The sequence below is a fragment of the Streptomyces sp. NPDC003011 genome (assembly GCF_053591515.1).
The window spans coordinates 14,624-39,705 of sequence record NZ_JBSFTY010000076.1 but is presented as its reverse complement, the minus strand read 5'-3'; the positions used below and the strand labels follow the sequence as shown (position 1 = coordinate 39,705).

Annotated in this window: 22 protein-coding genes and 1 pseudogene; 11 read left to right on the top strand and 12 right to left on the bottom strand. The window is 72.5% G+C overall.

Annotation, left to right across the window (positions count from 1 at the left end; genetic code table 11):
- Nucleotides 1-390, top strand: a pseudogene (locus tag ACWD0J_RS31455) (hypothetical protein); the annotation flags it as partial.
- Nucleotides 391-1,048: 658 nt separating this feature from the next.
- Here ACWD0J_RS31455 and ACWD0J_RS31450 read toward each other — a convergent pair.
- The 8 genes from ACWD0J_RS31450 to ACWD0J_RS31415 all read right to left on the bottom strand — a co-directional run bounded on the left by ACWD0J_RS31450 (nucleotide 1,049) and on the right by ACWD0J_RS31415 (nucleotide 8,365).
- The gene (locus ACWD0J_RS31450; RefSeq protein ID WP_451499245.1) at nucleotides 1,049-1,453 is read right to left on the bottom strand and encodes a 4'-phosphopantetheinyl transferase family protein; all 405 of its coding nucleotides are present in this window, start codon (nucleotides 1,451-1,453) and stop codon (nucleotides 1,049-1,051) included.
- Between the two features lie 254 nt (nucleotides 1,454-1,707).
- Nucleotides 1,708-2,826, bottom strand: coding sequence for an acyl-CoA dehydrogenase family protein (locus ACWD0J_RS31445; RefSeq protein ID WP_451499244.1), 1,119 nt, complete (start codon nucleotides 2,824-2,826; stop codon nucleotides 1,708-1,710).
- Nucleotides 2,819-4,009, bottom strand: a complete 1,191-nt coding sequence (locus tag ACWD0J_RS31440; protein ID WP_451499243.1) for an acyl-CoA dehydrogenase family protein — start codon at nucleotides 4,007-4,009, stop codon at nucleotides 2,819-2,821. Before ACWD0J_RS31440 ends, ACWD0J_RS31445 begins: the two co-directional genes overlap by 8 nt.
- Entirely contained in the window at nucleotides 4,006-4,257 is a 252-nt protein-coding gene (locus ACWD0J_RS31435) for a phosphopantetheine-binding protein (RefSeq protein WP_451499242.1), read from the bottom strand. The genes ACWD0J_RS31440 and ACWD0J_RS31435 overlap by 4 nt, the downstream gene beginning before the upstream one ends.
- Nucleotides 4,202-5,545, bottom strand: a complete 1,344-nt coding sequence (locus tag ACWD0J_RS31430; RefSeq protein WP_451499241.1) for a type III PLP-dependent enzyme — start codon at nucleotides 5,543-5,545, stop codon at nucleotides 4,202-4,204. Before ACWD0J_RS31430 ends, ACWD0J_RS31435 begins: the two co-directional genes overlap by 56 nt.
- The gene (locus tag ACWD0J_RS31425; RefSeq protein ID WP_451499240.1) at nucleotides 5,538-7,040 is read right to left on the bottom strand and encodes a class I adenylate-forming enzyme family protein; all 1,503 of its coding nucleotides are present in this window, start codon (nucleotides 7,038-7,040) and stop codon (nucleotides 5,538-5,540) included. The genes ACWD0J_RS31430 and ACWD0J_RS31425 overlap by 8 nt, the downstream gene beginning before the upstream one ends.
- Nucleotides 7,037-7,300: an acyl carrier protein gene (locus tag ACWD0J_RS31420; protein ID WP_451499239.1), complete on the bottom strand. Its 264-nt coding sequence runs from the start codon at nucleotides 7,298-7,300 to the stop codon at nucleotides 7,037-7,039. Before ACWD0J_RS31420 ends, ACWD0J_RS31425 begins: the two co-directional genes overlap by 4 nt.
- Nucleotides 7,301-7,417: 117 nt before the next feature.
- Nucleotides 7,418-8,365 carry a hypothetical protein gene (locus tag ACWD0J_RS31415; RefSeq protein ID WP_451499238.1) on the bottom strand — a complete coding sequence of 316 codons (948 nt, stop codon included), beginning with the start codon at nucleotides 8,363-8,365 and terminating at the stop codon, nucleotides 7,418-7,420.
- Nucleotides 8,366-8,608: 243 nt separating this feature from the next.
- Here ACWD0J_RS31415 and ACWD0J_RS31410 point away from each other — a divergent pair, with 243 nt between their 5' ends.
- From ACWD0J_RS31410 to ACWD0J_RS31390, 5 genes are all read left to right on the top strand, one after another.
- On the top strand, nucleotides 8,609-9,583 hold the full coding sequence (locus ACWD0J_RS31410) for a hypothetical protein (protein WP_451499237.1): 975 nt from the start codon (nucleotides 8,609-8,611) through the stop codon (nucleotides 9,581-9,583).
- Nucleotides 9,580-10,929: an AMP-binding protein gene (locus tag ACWD0J_RS31405; protein WP_451499236.1), complete on the top strand. Its 1,350-nt coding sequence runs from the start codon at nucleotides 9,580-9,582 to the stop codon at nucleotides 10,927-10,929. The genes ACWD0J_RS31410 and ACWD0J_RS31405 overlap by 4 nt, the downstream gene beginning before the upstream one ends.
- 135 nt (nucleotides 10,930-11,064) lie before the next feature.
- Entirely contained in the window at nucleotides 11,065-12,240 is a 1,176-nt protein-coding gene (locus ACWD0J_RS31400; protein ID WP_451499235.1) for a 3-dehydroquinate synthase family protein, read from the top strand.
- Nucleotides 12,216-12,473: an acyl carrier protein gene (locus tag ACWD0J_RS31395; RefSeq protein ID WP_451499234.1), complete on the top strand. Its 258-nt coding sequence runs from the start codon at nucleotides 12,216-12,218 to the stop codon at nucleotides 12,471-12,473. The genes ACWD0J_RS31400 and ACWD0J_RS31395 overlap by 25 nt, the downstream gene beginning before the upstream one ends.
- A 154-nt stretch (nucleotides 12,474-12,627) precedes the next feature.
- Nucleotides 12,628-13,542 carry a LysR family transcriptional regulator gene (locus ACWD0J_RS31390; protein ID WP_451499233.1) on the top strand — a complete coding sequence of 305 codons (915 nt, stop codon included), beginning with the start codon at nucleotides 12,628-12,630 and terminating at the stop codon, nucleotides 13,540-13,542.
- 57 nt (nucleotides 13,543-13,599) lie between these two features.
- On the opposite strand, the gene ACWD0J_RS31385 is transcribed toward ACWD0J_RS31390, so the two are convergent.
- Entirely contained in the window at nucleotides 13,600-14,277 is a 678-nt protein-coding gene (locus ACWD0J_RS31385) for a DUF402 domain-containing protein (RefSeq protein ID WP_451499232.1), read from the bottom strand.
- Nucleotides 14,274-15,083, bottom strand: coding sequence for a 5'/3'-nucleotidase SurE (surE, locus tag ACWD0J_RS31380; protein WP_451499231.1), 810 nt, complete (start codon nucleotides 15,081-15,083; stop codon nucleotides 14,274-14,276). Before surE ends, ACWD0J_RS31385 begins: the two co-directional genes overlap by 4 nt.
- A gap of 212 nt (nucleotides 15,084-15,295) precedes the next feature.
- Between surE and ACWD0J_RS31375 the strand changes: the two genes are divergently transcribed.
- The 5 genes from ACWD0J_RS31375 to ACWD0J_RS31355 are packed head-to-tail and all read left to right on the top strand — an operon-like array spanning nucleotide 15,296 to nucleotide 21,718.
- A complete protein-coding gene (locus ACWD0J_RS31375) occupies nucleotides 15,296-16,612 on the top strand; it encodes a DegT/DnrJ/EryC1/StrS family aminotransferase (RefSeq protein WP_451499230.1) in 1,317 nt (438 codons plus the stop codon).
- A gap of 1 nt (nucleotide 16,613) precedes the next feature.
- Entirely contained in the window at nucleotides 16,614-17,705 is a 1,092-nt protein-coding gene (locus ACWD0J_RS31370; RefSeq protein ID WP_451499229.1) for a glycosyltransferase family 2 protein, read from the top strand.
- Between the two features lie 4 nt (nucleotides 17,706-17,709).
- The gene (locus ACWD0J_RS31365) at nucleotides 17,710-19,149 is read left to right on the top strand and encodes a condensation domain-containing protein (RefSeq protein WP_451499228.1); all 1,440 of its coding nucleotides are present in this window, start codon (nucleotides 17,710-17,712) and stop codon (nucleotides 19,147-19,149) included.
- A gap of 56 nt (nucleotides 19,150-19,205) precedes the next feature.
- Complete coding sequence (locus tag ACWD0J_RS31360; RefSeq protein ID WP_451499227.1) at nucleotides 19,206-20,822, top strand: amino acid adenylation domain-containing protein; 1,617 nt, start codon at nucleotides 19,206-19,208, stop codon at nucleotides 20,820-20,822.
- On the top strand, nucleotides 20,819-21,718 hold the full coding sequence (locus tag ACWD0J_RS31355) for a hypothetical protein (RefSeq protein ID WP_451499226.1): 900 nt from the start codon (nucleotides 20,819-20,821) through the stop codon (nucleotides 21,716-21,718). The genes ACWD0J_RS31360 and ACWD0J_RS31355 overlap by 4 nt, the downstream gene beginning before the upstream one ends.
- A 50-nt stretch (nucleotides 21,719-21,768) precedes the next feature.
- Here the strand turns inward: ACWD0J_RS31355 and ACWD0J_RS31350 are convergent, their stop codons facing one another.
- Nucleotides 21,769-22,995 carry an MFS transporter gene (locus ACWD0J_RS31350; protein ID WP_451499225.1) on the bottom strand — a complete coding sequence of 409 codons (1,227 nt, stop codon included), beginning with the start codon at nucleotides 22,993-22,995 and terminating at the stop codon, nucleotides 21,769-21,771.
- Between the two features lie 43 nt (nucleotides 22,996-23,038).
- Nucleotides 23,039-24,748: a BTAD domain-containing putative transcriptional regulator gene (locus tag ACWD0J_RS31345; protein ID WP_451499224.1), complete on the bottom strand. Its 1,710-nt coding sequence runs from the start codon at nucleotides 24,746-24,748 to the stop codon at nucleotides 23,039-23,041.
- Between the last annotated feature and the right edge of the window lie 334 nt (nucleotides 24,749-25,082).

Here is a 25,082-nt window from a genome sequence, read left to right as displayed (position 1 = left end):
AGCGGTCCGGCGCTGCCACTGCCGCCCGGTGCGGTGGAGACACCGCCGGACGTCGAGCCCATCGCCCCCACCGCGGGGCCGGAAGTGGAGTTGAATGCTCGTGACTGGTGCGCGAGCAATCTCCACGAGGAGCGCATCGCCCAGGCGCTCTGGGATCTGGCGGATCCCACCCCCGCCAAGGTCAGGACGATCCTGAACGACCTCGGCTATGTCGACGAGCGCATTCACGACCTGAAGCAGTCGGGTGCGACCACACGATTCTTCCTCGACCTGCGTGACAAGGGCGGACGGCTCTGCTTGGAGGGCTCGGCGGCCGGCGCGGAGACCGTCGTCGACAAGTGTGTAGCCCCCGTGTCCGGCCCGTTCACGGCAGGAAAGCGGAATCAGTGAGTACCTGCTTGGCGTGATCGGAGCCCGGTGCCACAGTCACTCAAACTTCGGTGAGACGGACCGTGATCCGTCAGTCTTCGGTGACATTCGCGCAAGGTTTGGTGCGACAGGACAGAGAGCCCCCGCCCCGACAGCCGACGGTCTTCCAGAGCTATCTCGACCAGCACAGAAGCAGGGGTGCCTCTCGACGCCGGAGCCGGCGGGCAGGTGCTGCGCGTCGATGTCGACGGCCGACAGGTCTTCGTGAAGCCGATCCGGCTGACCGCCACTGAACTGCGCCCCGAGCACGCCCGGTCCACGGCGAATCTCTTCGGTCTGCCGCCCGTCTGCCACTACGGCATCGGCGACGTTCCCAGCGGGACTGCGGTGTCCGAGGCGGGAGTGACGGCGCCAGGCGGACCGGTCACGCAGCCGGTCGTGGGCGTAGACGCGGTCCCACACGGGGAAGTCCGCAGGCATCGCCCGCCAGGTGATGCCGCCCGCGACCAGGCAGCGCACCGCGTCGACCTTCTGCCGGTGGCAACAGCTCTCCGAACTTCCCGACGCGGTCCTCCAGCCAGCCGGGGACCGGCATCGCGTCACGTACGGCCGCCCACTCCGCATCGCTCATGTCCGACGGACACCCTCGGCCTCGGCAGCCTCGGACCCGGACACGTTCTCACTGGTCATCGATGCGTCTTCCCTGATCGGGAGTTACCCCGAACGTCCTACAGTCCCGGCCAACGGCGTCCTGAGAGGCGGGCCCGGCCAGGCACAAAGGGTACGGACAGGCGGGGTGTGTGAGGTGGCGCCAGGCCCAGTTCCGCCAGCGGCCAGCCCGGGCGCCCAGCGGTACGGGGATGTTCCAGGGCGCGTCCGCGAAGCCGCGGCCGGTGGCCTTGACGCAGGCTTCCTGAGCAGTCCAGATGTAAGCGAACTGGACCGCCCGCTGCCGAGCGGGCATTGCGCAGACGCGGGCGGCGTCGTCGGGGGCGCAGCACCGTCTGATCAAGGCGGAGCTGGGCGGCAGCGGCTCCTGGAGGTCGATGCCGACGGGGTGGTCGGCGAGCGCAGCGGCGGCCATGGTGCCGCTGTGGCTGATGCTGAGCCAGAGCCCGGGGTGGCGCGGCAGGAAGGGGCGTCCTTCGGGGCGGGTGGCGACAGCGGCGTCGGCCGGGAGACCGGCGGCGTGCAGCAGGCGCCTTACGAGCAGACGACCGGCTCGGTGCTCGTGGCCGTGGGCCGAGGTCGCTCCGGGCCGGTCCGGGCCGACGGGCGCGCACAGTTCGTCGACCCCTCCCCAGGCGAGCCATCGGCCCGGCCGGGGTTGGGCGAGGGTCACCACGGGACGTCGTCCAGCAGGACGTCGGCGTGGTCGGCCACGATGTCCCGCAACACCCTTGTGGTGCCTCCGGCGATGCCGAACATCGCCGCCTCTGCCGCCAGTCGGTGCAGGCCCCTGATGTGGAAGGCGTCGGCTCCCTGGAGGCGGGCGCAGGTGCGGACCACGTGGTCGACAGTGGCCGCGCCGACCGCCTTCAGCAGTGCCGTCAGCGCGGCCACCGGCGGGGTGGCGGCGGTGCCGGGCGCGCAGGCGCGGGTGCACAGCGCCTGCAGTTCCTGCTGCCGGATCACCGCGGCGGCGAACTCCTGTCGTACGGCGGGGTCCTGGGACTGCGCCTGCCCCAGATAGGTCCGCTCGCCCAGCCGGGACTGCGTCTCGGCCAGCACCCTGCGCGACAGGGCGTTCGCCCACAGGCCGCTGGCGAGCCGGTCGGTGCCGATGCGGCGGGTGAAGGCGGCCAGCCCCCTGCCGGGCGGTCCCGCCAGGTGGTCCGGGGTCAGCCGGACGGCCTCGAAGCGCAGGGAACCGACACCGGAGCCGGCGAAGCAGTCGGTGGGTTCGGCCTCGACTCGAACGCCGGGAGTGTCCACGGGCAGCAGGACCAGGGAGAAGCTGGTGAAGTGCGTGCCGGGGCGGCGGCGGGCGAGGACCAGCGCATATTCGGCGGTCGTGGCGTTGGTGATCCAGCGTTTGCCGCCGCTGAGCGTCCATTGTCCGGTTTCCGGGTCGTGGTCTATGTGTGTGGTCATCGCGGTCACGTCGGAACCCGGCGCGCCATCGTCCGTGGCCGCCAGGGCGACGGTGGTCTCGCCGCGCTCGGCCCTGCGCCGTACGCTCCCGGCCGGCTCTCCCGGGAGGTCGCGCAGCAGCGGCAGTGCCGCGGCGAGCTGTACGCAGACACCGAGGGTGGTGCCCAGGTCGTGCTGTGCGTCCAGGCCGGTGAGGAGCGCGGCGAGACGGAGGGGGTCCAGGCCGTAGCGCTCGTCAACGCCCGGTCCGTGGAAGAGGCTCGCGATCGTCCCATCGTGCCCCAGATCCCGCCATACGTGCGCGGCCGTCCCGGTCGCCGTGCCGGCCAGCGGAGTGTGCGGGCTGCGGTGCGCGTCAGGCAAAGCGCACCGCCCTGTCCTGGAGAGTCATCGCACCGTTGGCCGTGTGCAGCCGGTCGTTGCTGTAGTTCAGGGAGGCGGAACGCAGGTCGCGCAGTGCCCGTTCCAGGGCGAGCGGTGTGCCCCGCAGGTATCCCTGGGCCAGTCCCGCGAGTTCGACGAGGTCGTCGACGGCGGCCAGGCACTGCTCGGACGCCGTGATCTTCACCGTGTTCAGAAGCGACTGCACGGGGGGTGTGGTCACGTCGCGCACGCCGTCGGTGTACACCTGCGTCGCGTGCCGCAGGAGGGCGTGCACGGTCTCCAGCCGCTGCCGTGCCTTCGACAGCCGCGTGAGGAGGAGTTCACCACTCAGGTCCCGGCGCTTGCGCTCCCCTGGGCCGCGCAGCCAGCCGACCGTGCGGGACAGGGCACCGGCCGCAGTGCCCAGCCAGCACGCGGCCCAGCCGAGGTGGGCGAGGGGCGCGAAGGTGGTGACGGTGACGTGACGGAAGTTCCCGTGGCCGCCGATGACCTGGTCCACCGGCACCGAGCCACGCAGCCGCATCGGCACGCTGTCCGTGCCGCGCATGCCGAGAGAGTTCCACTCGCCGGTGACCTCCGCCTCCAGCCGGCCGCGTTCGGCGTACACGAGGGAGACCTCGCCCGGTGACACCGCGTCGGGTGCCTGTGTGGTGATGAGGAAGGCGTCGGCGTACCGGCCGCCGGTCACCACTGGGGCGACCCGGTCCAAGGCCAGGTGGTCGCCGGCCATCTGCAGCGCGGGCTCTGCGGTGAGGAGGTGGCCGCCGGACGTGGCACCGGTCGTCACCGAGGCCAGGTACAGCTCCCCCGCCGCGATCCGGCGCAGGACGCCGTCGCGCAGGGCCGGGGCGGCGTGGTGGCGTACGGCGGCGACCTGCTGGCAGTGCATGGTGAAGACCATGGCGGTGGACAGACAGTCCCGGGCCAGGAGGGCACTGATGTCGAGCATGTCGGACAGGCTGCCGCCCAGACCGCCGTGGCTGGTGGGCACGAGGAGACCGAGCAGACCGGAGCTGCGCATCAGGGCCAGAGCCTCGCGGGGGAACTCCGCGTGTTCGTCACAGTCGGCCGCGTGCCGCCGGACGGTCTCGGTGAGGGCCTTCAGGCCGGCTTCCGCTCCCGGGGCGGCCGTCCCGCGGATGGGGGCAGTGGCCGAGGTCATGCCGCCTCCGATCGGCCGCGGGTGGCTTCGACCGCCTGCCACAGGCTTCCAGCGGTCGCGAAGGTGGCGTCGTTCAGGTACTCGTCATCCAGGGTGACGCCGTAGGCATCCTCGATGTCGAACATCAACTCGATGGCCTGCATGGAGGTCAGGCCCATCGTCCGCAGGGAGGTCTCCTCGGTCACTGGTTCGTCACGGGGCAGGAAGCGCAGGTGCGGACGGAGCAGTTCCGTGAACGTGGTCTCCATCGTCGATTCCCTTCTCCGGTGTGGTCGTCTCCGGCACGGTGATCTCGGTGCGGTGCAGGGTGAGACGGGTAGTGCCCAGGTCCCGCTGTCCGTCGGTGACGATTTCCAGGGGCAAGGGGTGGCCGAGGAACAGGGCGAGACTGGCGGACAGTCCGTACGCCCCCACGTTGGGAACGTGGACGAGGTCGCCGGGCTTGCCAGCCGTCACGCGGGTACCGGTGGCCCAGGTGTCCAGGGGCGTGCACAGCGGACCGCAGACCATGGTGGGCTCGTCCGCCGTGACGGCGGCCAGCGCGCCGTCCTCGTCCGTCACGACCTCCGGGCGGATGGGCGGAACCCGTTTGAGGCCGGCCATGCCGCCGAGGTGGTGGATGCCGGTGTCCAGGACGAGGACCCGGCGGCCGTGGGACCGTTTCACGTCGAGTACCCGGCCGTACAGGCGGCCGCAAGTGGCGGTGAGATAGCGGCCCGCCTCGAAGGCAACGCCGGGCCGCCCCTCCCGCCACCCCGGGAAGGCCCCGTCCAGCGCGGCGGCCAGCCGTCCGGCGAGCGACGGGTAGTCGGGCAGCTCCCCTGCGCGCGCGTACGGAGCGGCGAAGCCGCCTCCCAGGTCCAGCGTCTCCAGCGGTACGCCCAGGATGTCCTGGACCCGCACGGCGGTCTCCACCGCGATGAGGAACTGCTCGGTCAGGGCCTGTTCGTCGGCGAGGTTCGTCGCCAGGTACAGGTGCAGTCCTCGGCAGGCGGCCCGCGGGTGGCGCGTGAACTCCGACGGCTCGTGCCGGATGGAGTCCAGGTCGGCTCCGAACGGGGAGGGCAGGCCCGTCATGGTGAGACCGGTGGCCGTGGCGGCCCGGTCGGGGTTGACGCGAAGCAGGTACCCGGCCGTGGTGCCGTGCCGGGCCGCCGCCGCGGCCAGTTGCCGGACGGCGTGCGCGGAGTCCAGCGAGAACAGCTGTACGCCTGCCGCCAGTGCGGCGTCCACCTCCGCGTCGCTCTTGCCCGGGCCCGTGTACAGGACATCCCCCGGGGGAACGCCGGCGGCCAGGGCCGTGCGCAGTTCGCCGGCGGAACTGACCTCGGCGCGACAGCCCCGCCGTCGTAGTGTGCCGACCACGTCGGGGTGCGGATTGGCCTTGAGGGAGTAGTACAGCTCGCTGGGCGCGGGCAGGCAGGAACGCAGCCGGTCGTGTGCGGCCCGTACGGTGGCCAGGTCGTAGACGTAGGCGGGGGTCGGCCCGTCGTAGGCCGGGGCGGGCACCCGGTGGGCGGCGGTCGGGTCAGACACGGCTCTCCTCCGTGATCCAGCGGGCCAGTGTCTTCTTGTCCGTCTTGCCGTTCGCGCTGGCCGGGAGCCGGGCGACCGACACGCATCGCGGCGGGACCTTGTGGTCCTCGATCCGCTGGCGGAGCTGCGGCAGGACCGTGTCCGGGTCGGCTTCGCCGGAGACGACGAGGACGGCCTGGGGGTGCTCGGCGTCGGGCACCAGCACCGCGGCGGCGGCCACGCCGGGCACGTCCCGGGCCGCCGCCTCGACCTCGATGGCGCTGACCCGGAAACCGTCCTGTTTGTAGATGTCGTCGCGCCGTCCGGTGAACCGCAGGTATCCGTCCTCGTCGACGGATCCGTAGTCACCGGTGCGCAGTTCGGGGAAGAGGCCGTCCCGTCGCACGAAGCGTTCCGCGGTCAGCTCGGGGCGCCGCCAGTAGCCGGCCATGACGTGCGGGCCGCGTACCGTGATCTCGCCCAACGTGCCCGGCGGCTGGCGGCTGCCGTCGGCGTCGACGGTGAACACCTCGGTCCCGTCGAGCGGGCGGCCGACGGTCCCGGCCCTGCTCAGGTCCTCGTCCGGTTCCATGATGGACACGCGTTTGCACTCGGTCAGTCCGTACATCAACTGCACGCGCATGTCCGGGAGTTCCGCGCGCAGCCCGGCCAGTGTCCCTTCCGGCATGGCGGCGCCGGTGTTGGTCAGCAGGCGCAGTGGCGGCCGTGGTCCGGGCCTCCGGCGCAGCAGGGTGAGCAGCGCCGAGGCGACCGGCGGGACGGCCGGCAGCACGGTGGTGCGGGTGCGTACGAGGGTGCTCAGCAGACCCGGACCGGCCTCGGCTCGGGTGCCCAGATGGAGGTGGGCGCCCGCCGCCGCGCACAGGAACACCTGGTAGAGACCGTAGTCGAAGGAGAGGGGGAGGAAGCAGTGCACGACGTCGTCCGCGGTGTAGCGAAGCCGTCGGCCGATGGCCGTGGCGGCGAAGACCACCTGGCCATGTGTGGAGACCACGGCTTTGGGCATCGCGGTGGTGCCGGAGGTGTAGACGAGGCACACCGGGTCGACAGACAGCGGCGGTTCCACGCCCGCCGGGCCCGGTCCGGCGGGCCGGCCGTACAGCTCGTCGAGGGTGAGGTGCCGGATGTGCGCGTCGCGGGCGGCCCGCCCGGCCTCCTCGACGCCGGTGACCACCAGGCGCGGTGCGCAGTCGGTGAGGATGTGGCGCAGGACCGGTCCGGTGACCTCCTCGTGGACGACGGTGAAGACCACGCCCAGGCGGGAGGCGGCGAACAGCAGGGCCGGCAGGTACGGGTGGGCGCAGTCGGTGACGAACAGCCGGTCCCCCCGCCGCAGTCCGCAGGAGTCGAGGACGCTCGCCAGCCGGAGACTGGCATCGCGCAGCTCGCCGTAGTGGAGGGTCCGGTCGCCCCGGGTGACCGCGGGAGCGGTGGGGCGGCGGATTCGGTCGTCGAGGAGGTCGTGCAGCAGTTGTGGTGCCACGTCGTGGGTCACCGCCTTCCGCTGGTGACGAGCGCGCCCTCGATGAGGGCGCTGAGCCGTCGGGCGTCGCGCAGGTTGTCCGGGGTCAGCTCCTCGGGGTCGCAGACGATGCCGTACCGCTCCTCCAGCTGCTCGATGAGGTCAGCCATCACGAAGGAACTGAAGGCCGGGTAGCGGTCCAGCTGCGGCTGTGCGGCGATCCGTTCCGGTGTCTCTCCCAGCACGCCGGCCGCGTACCGGGTCACCGTGATGAACACGTTCTCCGATGTCATGGGGGTCCTTCGTGATCGGCTCTGGTCCTTCGTGATCGGCTCCGGTCCGGGCGAGCGGCTCCGGTCCGGGGCGAGCGGCTCCGGTCCGGGGCGAGCGGCTCCGGTCCGGTGACCGCCTCAGGCCGCCAGTCGGCGGGCGAGTTCCGCGTCGCGGGTCAGCAGCTGCGCGAACCGCTCGTGCAGTCGCGCCGGTTCCGGGCGGCCCCGGCGCACCCGGCGTGCCGCGAGGTAGCAGTGGCCGGCGAACTCCTGCCAGGCGTCCGCCTGTTGTGCCTGGGCCCTGGTTCCGTCCGTCCCGGCCGCCCGGGTGGTCAGCCAGGCGTGGTGCAGACGCCGGGACCGGGCCAGCAGCCACGTCTCCAGCAGCAGGGCCTCGGCCGCCCGGGCCCGGTCGGTGTGGTCACGGTAGGCCGCCACGTACTCCTTGACGGCGGTCGTCCCCGCCCGGGTCAGCGCGTCGGCGTTGCGGCGCAGGACGTCCGCCGGGTCGGGGGCGACGTGACCGGGAAGAACCGTGGGGGTGCTCGCCCGCACGGGCCCGGCGCTGCCGAGGATCCGCGAGACCTCCCGCGAGGTCATGGTCCATCCTCCGGGACGTGCGCGGCCGAAGGGTGTCTCGTTGTCGTAGGCGTCCCACACCCGCACCAGGTCCTGGTTCCGTTCGTCGAGGGTCAGCACGAAACTGTGCGACATGTGCTGCCGCCCGAAGTAGGGGCACCACGGCAGAACGTAGGCGTCAGCGACCACGAACAGGAGTCGCGAGCCCTCCCGCAGCGCGTCCACGGCCGTCGCCGCGCAAAGGCCGGCCGCCGGCCCGGGGATGTCCACGCCCACGAGGTCGCGCAGGACCTGGGTGTGCTCGGCGACGGTCGGCTCGACGGTGGGCAGGTCACCGGGACGGTCACGGGGGGCGAACCGCACGGGGGCGCCGAGCCCGGCATGGCTGCCCGGCCCGAGCAGGCAGTCGGCCACGAGGGCCAGGTTCGCCTGCACGCAGTCCATGGCCGAGGTGTCGAGGGCGCTGACGACATCGGCCGGCGAGCTGGTCTTCGTGTCCTGAGTCATGGGGCCGCCTGCTCTCCCGGTCACTGCGTTTCCTTACGGGATTCTCGACAATCCGAGCGTGGGCAATCGACGCTAGCATTCGGGATTTCCGGCGCGCACGGCCCGCTTTATTCCCCCATAAAGCCTCGCTATGGGATGCGGCATCTTTCTCTTGACTGTGACATTCGCTGAGGAAATACGATGGAAAGGCACCGAGAGCCGTGCCGCCCCCGACGCCACGATCGCTACCGGAAGGAGTCCGGAATGCCCCTGTCCGAAGGTGGCCGAATTTCCGAACTCAGCTGCTACACCACCAACCTCGTCGCATATCTCGACAGGTACGAGCCCGGCGCCGCGCACCGTCTCGCGCACGCCATCCGGCTGGCCGTGCGCACCGACCTGCCCGGCGGCGGCCTGGCGTTCAGCCAGCACCGCCGGATCGACCGCACCGGGGCCGGCTGGGAACTCGGTTACCGAGGCGCCGCCGACTGGGAGACGGCCCGCGGCGGACTACGGCGGGAAGCGTCCGCCAACGGCGCCGTGCTGGCGGGCGGAAACACCCGCCACATGGCCTGGTCCCCGCAGTTCGGCGCGGTGGACGTACCACACTGGATTCTGCTGGAAACACGGTCGGACGGCCGTTGGAGAGTGACTGATCATTTCGCGGCGCTGCTTCCCCGGGGCGAACACCGTCCCTACTCGGGGGAGCTGACCGACGACGAACTGCGCGCCCTGCTCACACCGGTCGACGCCCGCGGTCCGACAGCCGTGCGGGACGGGCTCGCCCTGGGCGAACCGGTGCCGGTACCGCCCGCCGGGGAGTACCGCTGGATCGTGCGGCAACCCCACACGATCCCGCAGCCGCCGCCCGGTTCCTGGCTGGACGAGCCGCCGGCGGTACTGGACTTCCTGGCCGGCCGGGTGGCGGCGGACGTGCCGGTCCTGGTGGACCACACCGACGACCTGTGGGCCGCGGCCCGGCATCAGTGCCATCGCATCACCGTGCTGGCCGGAGAGGGTCTGCTGCCGGAGCCCGCCGCGGGCACGGCGGTGGCGCGCTGGTCGAAGCTCCCGCAGACACTGCGCTTCGCCGCCATGTCGGCGGCCCGGGGCCGGCCCAGGCCGGAGCTGGTGGTCCGGGCCTTCGACGGCGTCATCGAGGCCCTGGCCGACCTGGACCGACCGGAGGAACAGCCGATGGCCATGACAGCGTCCCGTACCGCGCGGAGTCCCCGATGAGCGGGGGGCCGTACCGCACGGTCCGGGTCCCCCCGGAGGCGGCGCGGATGTACGACTGTCTGACAGGCGCCGCGCGGACCTCGCCCGACGCCCCGGCCGTCGTCGAGTACGCCGGGGAGGGAGCCGTACGCCTGGTCACCTACGGGCAGTTGCGGCAGCGGACCGAGGACGCCGCCACGGCGCTGACGGGCGCGGGGCTCGGCGTCGGTGACCGGGTGATGGTGGAGTCCGACATCTCGGCACCGGCCGTCGCGCTGTTCCTGGCCTGCTCGAAGCTGGGGCTGCTCTGCGTCCCGGTGACCCCGGGCACCGCCCCGCACCGGCTGGCGGGGATGGTCGACGCCGTCCAGCCCGCCCTGTACCTGCGGGCCGGTGGCGTGGCGGTGCGGCCGGTCGCACCTCCGGCCGGCACGGGCCGGTTCGGTCCCGCCGGCGTCACGGTCGAACGGCCTCCGCACCGGCCGCCGGGGTGGAGCGGCTGGCGCAGGAGCCTGGAGACCGACCCTGCGTATCTCGTCTTCACCTCCAGCGCTCTGGGCCGTCCCGCGGGGGTGGTGATGAGTCACGGCGGTCTCGGCGCACTGCACGACAGCCTGGCGGCGTGCGACCTCGTCGGCGGCGGCGACCGGGTCGTCACCACCGCGCGGTTCGGGTCCGCCGGCTGCTTGACGGACATCTGCCTGGCGCTGGGCGGCGGCGCGGCGATCATGCCGGTGCCGCCCGCCCTCCTGCACTGGCCCGGCAGCATCCTGCGCTTCCTGGAGACCGGCGGAGCCACCGTCGTGAGCGGGCCGGCGTCGGTCTGGCAGCGGGTCCTGCGCCAGGTGCGGCGGCCGGCCGGTCTCGACCGGCTGCGTACCGTGCTGCTGCGCGACCAGGAGTTCCCGCTGCCGGAGCTGCGCCAGCTCCAGACGATGCTCCCCCGGGCCCGCGTGACCCACTGTTACGGCCACGCCGAGTCGCCGGTCTGCGCCTTCACCGACATCCCCCGGCCGCTGCCCGAGAACGTGCGGAGGCTGCCGGTGGGGACCGTGCGCCCCGGGGTCGAGATGGTGGTCGTGGACGAGGACGAGCAACCCATCGACGACTGCGGGGTCGTCGGGGAACTGTACGTCCGCAGCCCGATGCTGTTCACGGCCTACTGGGGCGATCCCGAGGCGACCAGCGAGGTCCTGGTCCCGGACCCGGTGAACCGGCACTCGGGACAGACCGTGCTGCGCACCGGCGACCTGGCCTGTCTCGGGAAGGACGGGCAGCTCTACCTCCACGGCCGCTCCCTGGGCGGGCACGGCTCGTCCCGGCCGTGGCAGCACCGCGTGGACAGCAGGCAGACGGTGTCCGGTTGAGTTCTCGCGGCCCGTGCTGCCGCGTCACCCGCCCCGTTGGCGACCGAGGTGGCCGGGCGAGTTGCCCGCCACCGATCGAACAGGCCGACCGCCCGGCACCGACAGCGGCCGGCCGTACCCGGAGAGGTGTAGATCTTGCTCGAACGACGCGTACCGCTGGACGGTCACGACATTCCCTACCTGTACGGCACCGACTGCGCCCAGGAACTGGCCGACGCGCTGGCCCGGACGGCGGGGGCCGCGGAGTCCGTGCTCTTCGTGGTGGACCGCAGGGTCACCCCCCATGCCCTCCCCGTCATCAGGCGGTTGTCGGGCCACCTCAAGACGGAGACGTACGAGATCGAGGCGGCGGAGCCGAACAAGACGATGCCCCTCGTGCAGGACATCGCCGAGCACGCCGTCGCACGCGGGGTGAACCGCAGTTCCCTGGTGGTGGGCATGGGCGGGGGGCTGGTGGGGAACGTCGCCGGTCTCACCGCGGCGCTGCTGTTCCGCGGCACCCGCCTGGTGCACCTGCCCACCACACCGGTGGCCGCCTTCGACTCGGTGGTCTCCGTCAAGCAGGCGGTCAACCTGCGCGGCGGCAAGAATCTCTGCGGCACCTACTACACCCCGTCGCTGATCGCCTGCGACCTGCGCTGGCTGGCGACGGTCCCGCACACCGAACTGCTCACCGGCCTCGCCGAGATGGCCAAGAACGTCCTGGCGATCATGCCCCATCTGGAGGGGACCCTGCACGACGCGCTGCACGTCCTGCCGCGCGACCGGACGACTGCGCTGCAACAGCTGTTCGACATCGGGCTGGACTCGAAGATCCCGTTCCTCGGCAAGGACCCGCGCGAACGCAAGGAGGCCCTGGTCTTCGAGTACGGACACACCACGGGACACGCACTGGAGTTCATGTCCAACGGTGCGATGAAGCACGGTGAGGCCGTGGCGTGGGGCATGCTCGTCGCGGCCGAGGTGAGCCGGAACCTGGGCATCCTGAGCCACGAGGACCTCGAACGCCACTACCGCGTCGTCGACTGGCTGGGGCTGCCGGACGCCCGGGAGCGGCTTGCCTTCGTGGACCGGGCGGAACTGCGCGCGAAGCTGAGCACCGACAACAAGCGGGGATACGTGCCCTGCGGCCCGGACGAGGCGGCGATGGTGCTGCTGGAGTCCCTGGGCTCGCCGCTGACCGGCGCGCACGGGTATCCGCTGGTGGCTGTGGACCAGGAAGCGGTGGTGTCGGCCCTGGCCACCGTCATGGCGGGGACCAACCGGCTGGAAGGAGGGGGCAAGCGGTGGAAGACGTCGACCACACGGTGAGGACGGTACTGGCCGAAGTGCTCGGCAACGGGCTCGCGGCCGAGGACATCGAGGCGGACGTGGACCTCGTGGAGTACGGCCTGGACTCTCTCAAGGCCGTCTCGCTGCTGCTCGGCGTCGAGGAGGCCCTGGGCGTGGAGCTGGGTCCCGACGCGCTGGAGACCCGGCCCCTGACGGTCCGCGGGTTCGGCGAGCACCTGCGGTCCCTGTCCGGGGAGCAGGCCCTCACGTAGCCCACGCGATGCCCTCCTCCTCCGGGTCCGTGTATGGCCGGCGTACGGGGGATGTATCCGCCCAGGTGAGGCTGATGGCCGGGAGAGGGCGCCGCTCCGGGCGCCCCGTGTTCGGTGCCGCGCGTTGCCACCGTGGCGGCGGAAGGGCGAACTCATGGAGACTCCGCAGCTGGAGGCGTTCATCACCGTCGTCGACGCCGGCAGCTTCACCAGAGCGGCGGCGAGGCTGCGCCTGTCCCAGCCCACCGTCACCAATCGCGTCAAGGCGCTGGAGCAGGCCCTGGGGGTCACCCTGCTGGAACGGCTCCCGCAGGGTGCCGCGCCGACTCCGGCCGGCGGCGAACTGGTCCCCTACGCCCGTCAGATCGTCACGCTCAACGCCCATGCCCACCTGGCGCTCAGCTCGGCGGGCCGGCTGCGAGGACGGGTGGAGGTGGGCACGATCGAGAGTCTGACCAACCACCGGCTGCTGCCCCTGATCGAGTACGTGTACCTGCGCTATCCGTCGGTGGAGATCTCCATGCGGTCACCGGCGGAGGGGGACGCGATCTCCCACGTGCGCGGCGGGCGGCTCGACTGCGCATTCTTCGTGGACCACGTCCAGGACCATCCGGACGTGGAGACGAGGGTCCTGTGCCCCGAACCGCTGGTGCTGGTCGCCAGTCCCGGTCACCCGCTGGCCGGCCGGCCGGGCGTGCGCCACGAGGACCTGCTCGGTGCCACCCTCGTCCGCTCGGACAGCAGCGCCGGCTACCACCTGCGGTTCCAGCACCTCCTCGGCGCCCTCGGCGCCGGGCAGCCGCGGGTCTTCACCCTCAACTCGGTGGACGCGGCCAAGCGGGGCGTCGCCAACGGCGTCGGCATGGCGCTGATGCCGCAGATCGCCGTCGCGGAGGAACTCGCCGCCGGCGAGCTGTGCCGGATCGACTGGTCCCCGCCGTTCGAGACCTTCACCCAGCTGGCGAGGAGGCGCGGTGTCGCCGCGAACCCGGCGCTCGACGCGTTCGTGGACGCGGCGGTCCGGGTGGTGGAGGAGCAGCTTTGTGACCAGGCGCTGGCCCCGGCCTGAGGGCACGGTGGCCGTGCGGGCCCGGCGGACGCATCCCGTCCGCCGGGCCCGCCGCCGTCAGTCGGGCGGCCGGCGGCAACCCGGCGGCAACCCGGTGGGGACCGGCCAGCCGGGGTCGGGCCGGAAGTCGCACCAGGTCCCGTCGAACGGGAACCGCCCCTCGCTCACCAGCGAGAGCACGCGCTCCCCCTCGGCGCGGACCGCCGCCTCGTCCGTCACCCAGTAGTGCCCGGGGTGGGCCAGCCGCTCGGCCAGCTCCTCCTCGTCCTTCCACTCCCAGGTGCGGTCCGGGCGTACCACCAGGTCGAGGTCCTGGTCGACGATGTCCACGCCGGCCAGACCGTCCTTCTCCCAGCGCACCGCCGGTTCCTCCAGGTTGACGTACCACTGGGTGAAGCGGCCGTCCTCGCCGTACTGCCACCACACCGAGTGGGCGGCGCCCTCCGGCAGCAGCATCAGCGTCCCTCCCCCGGTCCAGGTGCCCTCGGCCAGGCGGTGGGAGCAGGCGGACCATTCGTCGAACGGCATGGAGCGCATCCCGCGCCCGTCGGCGGTCACCTCGTAGGCGACCGTCGTGCCCGGGGCGATCCACAGCAGCAGCCCCCGCTCGTCGTGGCCGACCACGCGCGCGGGGCGGATCCATCCGATGCGGCCCCGGCGGACATTGCGGTGCACGACGATCTGCCCGGGCCGGAGCGTCCGGTTGTCGCCGTCCCGAGGACTCTCCCGGCTCACAGCGGCAGCTCGATTCCCGTCATCTCGCCGACCGGCCGGACCGGGGTGACCGTGGCGTGTCCCGCGCCGAGCAGGGCCAGGTCGGTCCCGGGTGTCGGCTGTGCCCCGTTCTCCTCGGCGGTCAGCCGCACGAACCCTCCCTCCTCGTCGGCGACGACCATCTGGGTCGTGCCGAACGGCGCCAGTGAGGCGCGTTTCAGCTCCCGCACCTCCTCGGCCGGGCGGTCGGGGACGTTGAGGTTGAGGACGGTCCGTTCCGGCAGCCCGGGCAGGACGTTCATCAGCCGCCGGACGAGACCGGTCGCCGTCCCCCAGTGCCGGTTCTCCTCCCAGGCCGCGTCCGTCTCCTGAGTGCCGCGGCCGGCCGTGGCCTCGACCGCGGACAGGGCGTCCAGCGACACCGCGATGGCCCGCAGCCCGTTGTCCGCGGCGGTCACCGCGGCCCCCACGGTGCCCGAGTGCAGGATCGCGTGGCCCGCGTTGGTGCCCAGGTTGACACCGGAGAGCACGATCTCCGGGGGCGGGCCGAAGGCGCCCGCGGCGGCGAGGACGACCACGCACGCCGGGGAGGCGGACACGCCATGGGCGGGGATGCCGTCGAGGTCCTTCAGCTCGTGCCGCTCGACGGCGACCCGCCCCTCGTGGAGCACCGCGCCCAGACTGGCGCTGCTGCCGCTCATCTCGGTCGCCGGAGCGGCGACGACCACGTCGTGGCCGCAGTCCGCCATCTCCCGCGCGAGCCGTCTCAGACCGATGGCGAAAATCCCGTCGTCGTTGGTGACCAGCACTCGTCGCGTCGTCTCCATGCCTCATCGCCTGGCCCGTGCCGTGCGCGGATAAACATCGCTCCGAGCCCACCGGTCACCGTCCGGGCGCCATGGGGGCGCAGATGTATGGAGTCCGTACACACCGTGTATCGGAGCCAGCGACCGTACCGGTTGTGCCTGCGTGGTCACGGCCGGCCCCGGCCTCAGCGACCGCGCACGCCTTGTGAGCACGCCCAACGGAAGGAGGGCCCATGGCCCCGGCGCAGCTTCGAACTCTCCGCCTCGCCATCGACGGCGGGCTGCCGGTCCGCGGGCCGGCAGCCGGCTGGCCGGCCTGGCCACAGCCCGCGGACGGCGCGGACGAGGAACTGCTCTCCGTGCTGAAGAGTGGCAGGTGGGCCATCAGCAGCCCCTACCAGGGCGAGTTGTCCGAACGCCGGTTCGCGGCACGGTTCGCCCAGTACACCGGGGCGCGGCACTGCGTCCCCACCGACCACGGCTCCAGCGCGCTGGTGATCGCCCTGGAGTCGCTCGGGCTGCGAAGCGGTGACCTGGTGCTCGTACCGGCACTGACCTGGACGGCGAGCGCCACGGCCGTGCTGCGGGCCGGGCTCGTCCCCGTGCTGGTCGACGTCGACCCGTGGACCGGCTGCATGACCCCGGACACGCTCGACCTGGACGTGGGCGCCCGGGCGGTGATCGCCGTCCACTGGGCCTGCTCGATGGCCGACATCCCGGCACTGTCGGAGGTCGCCGTGCCCCGGGGCATGAGTGTCATCGAGGACGCGGCGCAGGCGCACGGCGCGCGATGGCAGGGACGGTCGGCGGGCACCCTCGGACGCCTGGGGTGCTTCAGCATGCAGCACGCCAAGGTCCTGACCTCCGGGGAGGGCGGTGCCGTGGTCACGGACGACGACGACCTGGCGCCCGTACTGGAGGAACTGCGCGCCGACTCCCGCCGCTACGGCGTCGGCCGGCGCCCCGGGGCTCTGGAACTGGTGGAGGATCCCTCGACGATGGGTTCCAACTTCTGCATGAGCGAGTTCGCCGCCGCGCTGCTGTGCGCCCAGCTCGGCGCGCTGGAGCGGCAGAACGCCGTCCGCACCGCCAACTACACGCGCCTGTCCGAGCTGCTGTCCGGCATCCCCGGCGTGCGCCTGCCGCGCCGCCGGCCGGAGCAGGACCGCTTGTCCCTGTACGAGGTACCGATCATTCTCGACCCGCTCCCCGAGGGCCGGGACAACGCATGGGCGGCCCGCGCGCTCAGCGCCGAGCTGCGCACCCATGTCTACACACCGCGCACGCCCTTGTCGCGCAGTGCGCTCCTGCGGCCGTGGACGAAGCCGACCATCGCCCCGCTGGCGGAGCGCTTCGTCGCCCTCCACCGGGACCGCAGTTATCCGGGTGCGGAATACCTGGCCCGGCACGCCGTGGTGCTGCACCACAGCGCGTTCCTCGGTCCGGGGACGGACATGGACGACATCGCCGAAGCGGTCGCCAAGGTCGTGGCCGGCCCGGGACACCGCGTCGGCGGCCCGCAGCACAGCGTCGAGACGAAGGTGGGCTGACATGCCTGACGAGGCGGTTCCCGAGGGCGTCCAGCCCGGCATCACGGTCGTGATACCGGTCAAGGGCAGGGTCGACCTGACCCGCTTGCTTCTGGAGAGCCTGGAGAAGTCCGCCGCGCGGTGCCCGGAACCGGCCGAGGTCGTGGTCGTGGACGACAGGGACTCACCTGAGGCCGCGGAGCACCAGGAGAACTGCCGCCGCCACGGCGCGCGTTACGTCGGCGGTCCCAGCCATGTCGGCGCCAAGCGCAACCTCGGCGCCCACCTCGCCCGGCACGACCTGCTCTGTTTCGTGGACTCCGACTGCCGTGCCGCTCCCGGGCTGCTGAGCCGTCACGTCCAGGCGCTGCGCGGCGCGCCGCCCGAGGTGGCCGCGGTCGCCGGGCCGGCGCTGCTGGCCGCCGAGGGCGAGACGACAGTCTCACGGATCATGAAGCGGTCCTGGCTGCTCAACGGCCATCACGAGGACCCGCTGCACCATGAGCGGATGACCTGCGCGGGCACCTCCAACCTGGCGGTCAGGCGGGACGTGTTCGAAGCGGTCGGCGGTTTCCCGGAGGACTCCCCCCACCCGCTGGGAGGCGAGGACATCGACTTCGGGCTCCGGCTGACCGGGCGCGGCCACGTCACCGCCTGCGACCCCGAGGCCGTCGTCACGCATGACGCCACCAGCACCGACACCGTACGGGCGGTGTGCCGACGGCTGATGAACTACGGGCGGTCCGAGCAGTGGCTCTGCCTCAGGCACCCGGAACGGCGGCGGTTCCGGCTCAACCCGGTCAGCGCCCTCGCCCTGACTGGCCTCGCCTCGCTGGCCGGTCCGCGCCGCGGGCGCCGCTCGCTCGCCGTGCCGACGGTGGCGGGTGTCCTGCTGGCCGCCCGGACCAAACCCCTGTTGCACGGTGAGTGGTCCGCCCGGGCCCTGGCCGACTCGGTGGCCTGCGCGCTGCTGGAGTGCTTCTTCGACATGGGCGCCGTGGTCGGCGCGGTCGAACACCGCCGCCCGGACCTGTTGTTCGCCGGCTTCGAGATGCCGGATGACAGCGCGTACCGCCGCACCGACGACGGGAGGCGACCCGATGACGGGAGGTGACCCGATGACGGGCAGAACGACGCACACACCGCCGGAGGCCTCCGGTGACTGCCTGCCACTGGCCCCTGCCCAGGAGACGCTGTGGGAGTTCCTGCGGGCGCTGGCCCCGGACGATCCCGGGGCGGCGCGGCTGCCGGTCGTGGACTTCCGCCGTATCGAGGGGACCTTGGACCTGCCGGCCTTCGAGCAGGCACTGCGCGATGTGACGCGGCGCCACCACGCGCTGCGCATGGTCTTCGACCGCCTCGGGGACGAGCCTCTGCTGCGGACCCGTGCGGAGGCGGAAGCCCCCTTCACCTACCTGGACCTGTCCGGGCTGCCCGCCGCTGAGCGGGAGCGGCGGGTCGACGCGCTGGTGCACGGCGAGCGCTTCCCCGCTTTCAACCTGCTGACGGGGCCGCTGTGGCGGGTGCACCTGGTGTGCCTCCGGCCCGGCGACCACCTCCTGGTGGCGTCGTTCTTCCACGTCATATCCGACGGCTGGTCCTGCCAGGTGTTCGTGGAGGACCTCGTGCAGGCGTACGGGGCACGGCTCGGCCACGGCTCCCCGCCGGGGGATCTCGACGTGACGTTCCAGGACGTCATCGCGTGGCAGCGCGCGCTCCTGGCCGAGGACCCCGCACGGGACGCGTACTGGCGACGGCAACTGCTGCCCCTGCCCGCCGAGCCGGTGTTCCCGCCAAGGGCCACGCCCCGCGGCCGGGACCTGACGGCCGAGGTGGCCCATCCGTTCGCCTTCGGCGACGAGGTCGCCGCCGCGGTACGGGACCTGGCGTGGCGGGCCCGCAGCACGTCGTTCCTGGTGCTGCTGGCCGCCTACCACGTCCTGCTGTGCCGCCGGCTGGGCCGGGACCGGCTGGTCGCCGGCACCACGACGCTGGGCCGTACGACCCCGCGGGCCCGGCGGGTCATCGGCCAGTTCACCAACAACGTCTATCCGGCGGTGCGCGTGGGCCCCGCCGACTCCTTCCTGGACGTGGTGCGGTCGCTGCACGCGACGACGAACGAGGCCGTGGCGCACGTGTCCTCCTTCAACCGCCTGGCCCGCGCGGTGTGTCCGGACTTCGACCGGGTGCGGCCGTGGTCGTTCGTCAAGGTGTTCGACTACTGGTTCCAGTCGGCCGCGCCCGCCGTACCCGATCTCCAGGCGCCCGGACTGCGCGTCCGGCAGGTGTCACCGGGCGGCGAGGGTGCCCTGGACGACGGGCCGCCGACGGCCGACCTCGCCGAGGCGGGGGACCGGCTGTCCGTGTGGGCGCGGCGCGGTGTGCCGATCGTGGTCGTCGACGACGCCCGTCGCGGCGGGGTGCTGATCTACAACCGGGACCTCTACGACCCGGGCGCGGTCGCAGACCTGGCGGCGGAGTACCAGGCGACCGTGGCCGCCCTGACCGCCGCACCGCAGAGCGCGCTGCGGGACGCCTTCGCGGCCCCCCGGGCCTGACCCCGGAGCGGGCCGGTCACCGCGCGTTCACCGGACACCCCGAAGGGAGACTCCTCGTGACCCGGACCCTCGCCGAGAACGGCACGCTGTACACGTGGTTCCACGACACCGCCCTGCGCCACCCCGGCGTAACGGCCGTGGAGACCGAGAGCCAGGCGGTGAGCTACGAGGAACTGGACGCCCTGTCCGGCCGGGTGGCCGCCGCCCTGGTGCGGAGCGGCGGCCGTCGGCCGGCCACCGTGGGGCTGCTCGCCGCACGAGGTCTGGCCGGATACGCGGGCTATCTGGCGGCGCTCCGGCTGGGCGCGGCCGTCGTCCCACTGAACCCCGGCTTTCCCCCGGCGCGGAACACGGCGGTGGCACGGACCGCCGGGGTGGGGACACTGGTGTGCGACGAGGCCGGCGCGCCGCACGCGGCGCAGGTGGCCGCCGCCTGCCAAGCGGATCTCGTCCCGCTGGTGGCGACGGACCGCGGCGACTGGCCGTCCGCCCTGCCGGCCGGCTCCTGGCCGGAGCGCTGCCCCGCGACACCGCATGACATCGCCTACACGCTCTTCACCTCCGGCTCCACCGGTGCGCCGAAAGGCGTGCCCATCCGCCACCGCAACCTCCGTGCCTACCTCGCCGCCCGCGCCGAGCACCACGAGGTGGGGCCGGGTGCCCGCCTCTCGCAGACGTTCGAACTGACCTTTGATCCCTCGGTCTTCGACCTCTTCGTCACCTGGACGTCGGGGGCGACGCTGGTGGTGCCGGGAGCGGACGAGGTGCTGCGGCCCGTGGAGTTCGTCAACTCCCGGCGTCTGACCCACTGGTTCTCGGTCCCGTCGGTGATCTCCCTGGCCCGCAGGCTGCGGGCGCTGCCCGCGGGCAGCATGCCCGGCCTGCGGCACAGCGTCTTCGCCGGTGAACAGCTCACCCTGGACCAGGCAGCCGTCTGGTCGGCGGCGGCGCCGAACAGCGCCGTCGACAACCTCTACGGGCCGACGGAACTGACCATCACCTGCACCGGGTACCGGCTGCCGCCCGACCCCCGGAACTGGCCGGACACCTCGAACGGCACCGTGCCGATCGGCGGCCCCCACCCCCTTCTGGAGGCCATCGTCCTGGACAGTAGCGGGACGGAGGCGACCGAGGGCGAGCTGTGCGTGCGGGGGCCGCAGCGCTTCGACGGCTACGCCGATCCCGAGCATGGCCGGCACGCCTTCGTCCGCCGCCCGGAGCGGGGCGCCACCGTCGAGGGCGATCCCGCCGATCCGCGGTGCTACTACCGCACCGGGGACCGGGTGCGCCGCGAGAACGGCCAACTGGTGCATGTGGGGCGGCTTGACGACCAGGTCAAGATAGCGGGCCATCGCGTCGAGCCCAGCGAGGTCGAGGCGGTGCTCAGGCGGCACCCGCTGGTACGCGAGGCGGTGGTACTGCCGACCACCGCCGGCACAGCGGGGCTGCACGCCTTCTACGTCGCCGAGTCGGCGAAGGAGCCCGCGCAGGCACCGGACCTGATCCAGTGGGTGGGCACACACCTGCCGCGGTACATGATCCCCCGCCGCTTCTCCCAGGTCGCCGGCTTCCCGGTGAACGCCAGCGGCAAGACGGACCGCCGGCGACTGGCCCGTATGGCCGAAGGGAACGCGGAGGCCGCCGTACCGGCCGCGGGAGGGGTTTCGCGATGACCGCTCCCCCTCCGTACGTGCCGGACGACGCGCTGCTCGCCCGCGCCCGCGAACTGGGCAAGGACCGTTTCACCGTGGCGCCCGGAGGGTCACCCGAGGTGGAGAGGCAGGTCCGGGAGGCCGCCCGCGCCGAGGGGCTTTCACCGGGCGCCTACCTGTGGCGCAAGGCCGGGTCCGTCGACGTGGGGTCGCCGCACGACGGCGCGGTCTTCTGGGGCTACCAGGATCCGGTGGACCAGTATCTGGAATGCCACTACGTGGCCATGGCCTGGGTCGAACGCCACAACCGCGACCACCCCGAGCACCCGATGACCACCTTCTGGACCACCCCGGGCGGCGTCGAGATGGACGTGCTCAACAGGCTGTCCGCCGCGCAGTGGGAGGCACTCGGGCTGGACGTCGACTTCCCGATGCGGCTGTGGGAACTGATGTCGCTGCGGTACTCCCTGCTCTGCACGGGCGCGGTGACCCTGTTCTGCACCCACTTCCACCCTGACGCCCTCCTCGGCCGTACCGAACTTCCGGCGCTGCGCTGCAATCCCGCCGTCGGGCCGGAGCGGCTGTACTTCGTCCACCGGCCGCCCGAGCGGCTGAGCAACGGCGTCACCGTGCCGGAGAACGTCCGGCGGATCGCGGCCGAGCCCGGCAACCAGGCGACTCTCCAGTTCTACGCCCCCGACCGGCCGGGTTTCCTCGACGTCGTGGAGGCGGGCGGGTGGAGTGAGGGGCGGCTGCGCTCGCGGGTGGCGGAACTCCGCGCGGAGGTACGGCGTGCGGACCGTGTGTGGGAGGCCGCCGTCCGCCGGGGCCCCGCGGTCCCCGAGAGGCCGGCGGGGCGTCCCTGGACGCCGGTCCGGCCGCTCATCGATGCGGTGCAGGCCGTACCGGAGAGCTGACCGCACCGCCAGGTCCCTGCCGGGCCGTCGTCCGTGACCCGGCAGGGACCTCAGTCGTTGTCCTCCGCCCGCGCGGAGTCCGCACCGGCCGCGGCCCGCCCCGACAGCAGTGCCACGCACAGCGTCGACAGCACGAGGGTGCCCAGGGCGATCCGGAGGTTCGTCAGGTCGGCGAGCACGCCGATCACCGGGGCCGCCAGCAGGAAGCCCGGCCACTGCCCCATGACGACGACGGAGACGCCCTCGCCCGCCGTCAGCCCCGGCTGCTTGCCGGCCAGCCCGAAGACGCTGGGCAGCACGCATGCCACGCCGAGGCCGAGGACGACGAAGCCGGCCAGCGCCGCCACCGGCTGCGCCCAGGCGACGACGATCACCGCGCCCAGCGCGGCCGTCAGCGACGACAGCCGGAGGAACCTGCGGTGCCCCAGCCGGCTGACCGCCCGGTCACCCACCATCCGCGCGGTGGCGGTGGCCACGGCGAAGCCGGTGTACGTCGCGGCGGCCAGGGTCCCTCCCGCGTCCAGGAAGTCGGCGGCGTACAGGGCGCTCCACTGGTTGGTGCTCCCCTCGACGAAGGACATCAAAAAGCCGATCGCGCCCAGCAGGAGCAACCGGGGTGTGAACCGGTGCCGCACCCGCTCCCTGAACCCGCCCTTGCGGCGGGGCAGTTCCGCGTCGTCGGGCAGCCAGCGACCCCACACCAGCAGCAGCGCGCCGAGCAGCACGCTGCTGACGGCGAGCTGGACGCCGGGCGCCACGTCCACCGACACGGCGGCCATGCCCAGCACACCGCCGCCCAGCACACCGAAGCTGAAACAGGCGTGGAAAGTCGACAGCAGGGGCCGCCCGTAGCGGCGCTCGACCTCGACGGCCTGAGCGTTCATGGGAGTGGACAGGAGGTTCGCAGCGAATCCCCACGTGGCCAGCCCCACCACGAGGGCGACCGTCGTGGTGGCCGAGGCCATCAGCGGAGCGTTGGCCAGCACCAGGGCGGCGCCGACCAGACTGAGGCGGCGTACGCTCACCCGCCCGATCAGGACGGTCACCACCCCGAGGGACACCAGGTCCCCGGCGGTGGAGGCGGTGTTGGCCAGCCCCCAGGCGGCGTCGTCGAGTCCCACCGAGTGCCGTACCTCGGGAATGCGGGCCGACCAGCCCCCCATGGTCGTTCCCATGATCACGAACACCAGGCAGACCGACAGCCGTGCCCGTAAGGCGCCCCGGGGGACCGACGCGACCAGGGTGTCGTTCGTCGGTTCGGTACCGAAAGAGCTCATAGGTGTAGGTTCCTCGATCACTCGCGGACAAGGTCGGCGGCCGTCAGGAGTGGGCGTGCGCGCACGTGCCCCCCGAGGGAGTCCTGGCGAATGCGCGGTACAGGTCGGGAATGCGGTGTTCCGGCGGCCGGTCGGCGACCGGTATCAGGAAGTGATACCGCGTCAGCTCATCGAGGACGCTCTCGGCCACCGTCTCCGGCAGCCCGAGCTCGTCCTGCAGGGAGTCCGCCGTGACGGTCACGGCGTCGGCGCTGCCCAGCCGGCAGAAGATCTCCCGTGTCATCGGGGCGAGCGCGCGGAAGCTCTCCGCGAGCCGCGCCGGCACCGACAGGTCGCCCACCACCAGCTCGTTCAGCCGGGTCTGCTCGTCGGCGAGCGAGCGGGCCATCGCGGACAGGGACGACGTCGGCCGGGCCGCGAGTCGGGCCCCGGCGATGCGCAGCGCGAGGGGCAGCCCTTCGCACGCCTCGGCGACCCGGGTGGCCTCCTGGGGTTCGGCCGCCACGCGATCCACGCCGACCAGGGCGGCCAGGAGCTGGGTGGACGCGGCCTGGGTCAAAGAGGGCAGGGACAGGCGCAGGTCGGCGTCGAGATCGACCAGCGAGGGGCGACTGGTGACCAGCACCAGGCAGCGACCGACCCCTGGCAGCAGGGGGCGGATCTGGGCGGTGTCGGCGACGTCGTCGAGCACGATGAGCGCGCGCCGGTCGGCGATCATCGACCGGTACAGCGCCTCCTGTTCGTACTGGCCCGGGGGGATGGCCGAGGTGGGCAGGCCCATAGCGCCGAGCAGTTCGGTGATCACGTCACCGGAGGACCGGGGCCGGTCGCTCGTCCCGTCGAGGGTGGCGAAGAGCTGGGCCTGGGGGAAGAGGTGGCGCAGGCGGTAGGCGGCGGCGAGGGCCGTGGCCGTCTTGCCTATCCCCGGCGGGCCGGAGAGGGAGACGACGGCGGCGTCGGGTCGGCCGCGGTCGGCGTCGAAGAGCTCGGCGACGGCGTCGAGTTGGCACAGCACGTCGTCGCGTCCCACAAGGATCGGCGGGCGGGGCGGCAGATCGCAGGGTGCTCCCCCGGGGACGCGTACCACGAGCGGCCGGTCCGGTGTGCCGGTCGGGGCGGCGCCGGGTGTCTCGCCGCGGAGGATGGCGGACTGCAACCGCTGGAGCTCGGCGCCCGGTTCGACCGCGACCTCCTCCACCAGGATCTCACGGGCCTGCCGGTAGGCGGCCAAGGCCTCGGCGGTGCGGCCGGTCCCGCCGAGCGCGATCATCAGCTGTGCCCAGGTCCGCTCGCACAGCGGACGCTCGGTGGTCATGTCCCACAGCTCGGAGACGGCCTGCGCGTGTCGGCCCAGGGCGAGTTGGGCGTCGATCCGGGCCGAGGCGACGGACCAGCGCTCCTCCTCCAGCACGGTCAACTTCGCCGCGAGCGACTGCCCCAGTTCCAGTCCTTCCACCGGGCGCCCCCGCCACATCCGCAGCGCCCCGCTGAAGCAGTCCTCGGCGGCGCGGTGGTCCCCGCGCTGTGCCGCACGGTTGCCGGCATCGGCCAGGGACCGGAAGCGCAGCAGGTCGAGTTCGTCGGTGTCCACGGCCAGCCGGTAGCCCTCGGGGTGGCTGCTCAGTCTGCCTTCTCTGCCGTCGGCCCACAGCAGCTGGCGGCGTAGTTCATAGACATAGGTACGGATGTTGGCCAGGGCCGAACTCGGTGGTTCGTCGGGCCAGACGGCCCCCAGCAGTCCGCCGACTGACACCGTTCGGTTCGGATTGACGAGCAATGCGGCGAGGAGAGCGCCTCTGCGCCTGCCTCGCACGGGTAATTGTATATTCGCGGACTCTGCTTCGAGCGGGCCTAAAACCCCGAACTTCATACGGGTGTTCTCCTATGAGCAGCTTCAGACGACGGCATGGTGCTCAGGCGGCAGAACGTACCTGGATGATCGCCTTGCGGCGCCGCACCATGCGGCGCATTCCTCCCGCATTTCCCTTCGGTGCACACAAGACATCTCACTGGTGCCCATGATCCCTTGCCCGAAACCCTGTTGTTTCACTGTTCACCGAAACCGCCACGGACACTCTGATGTATGT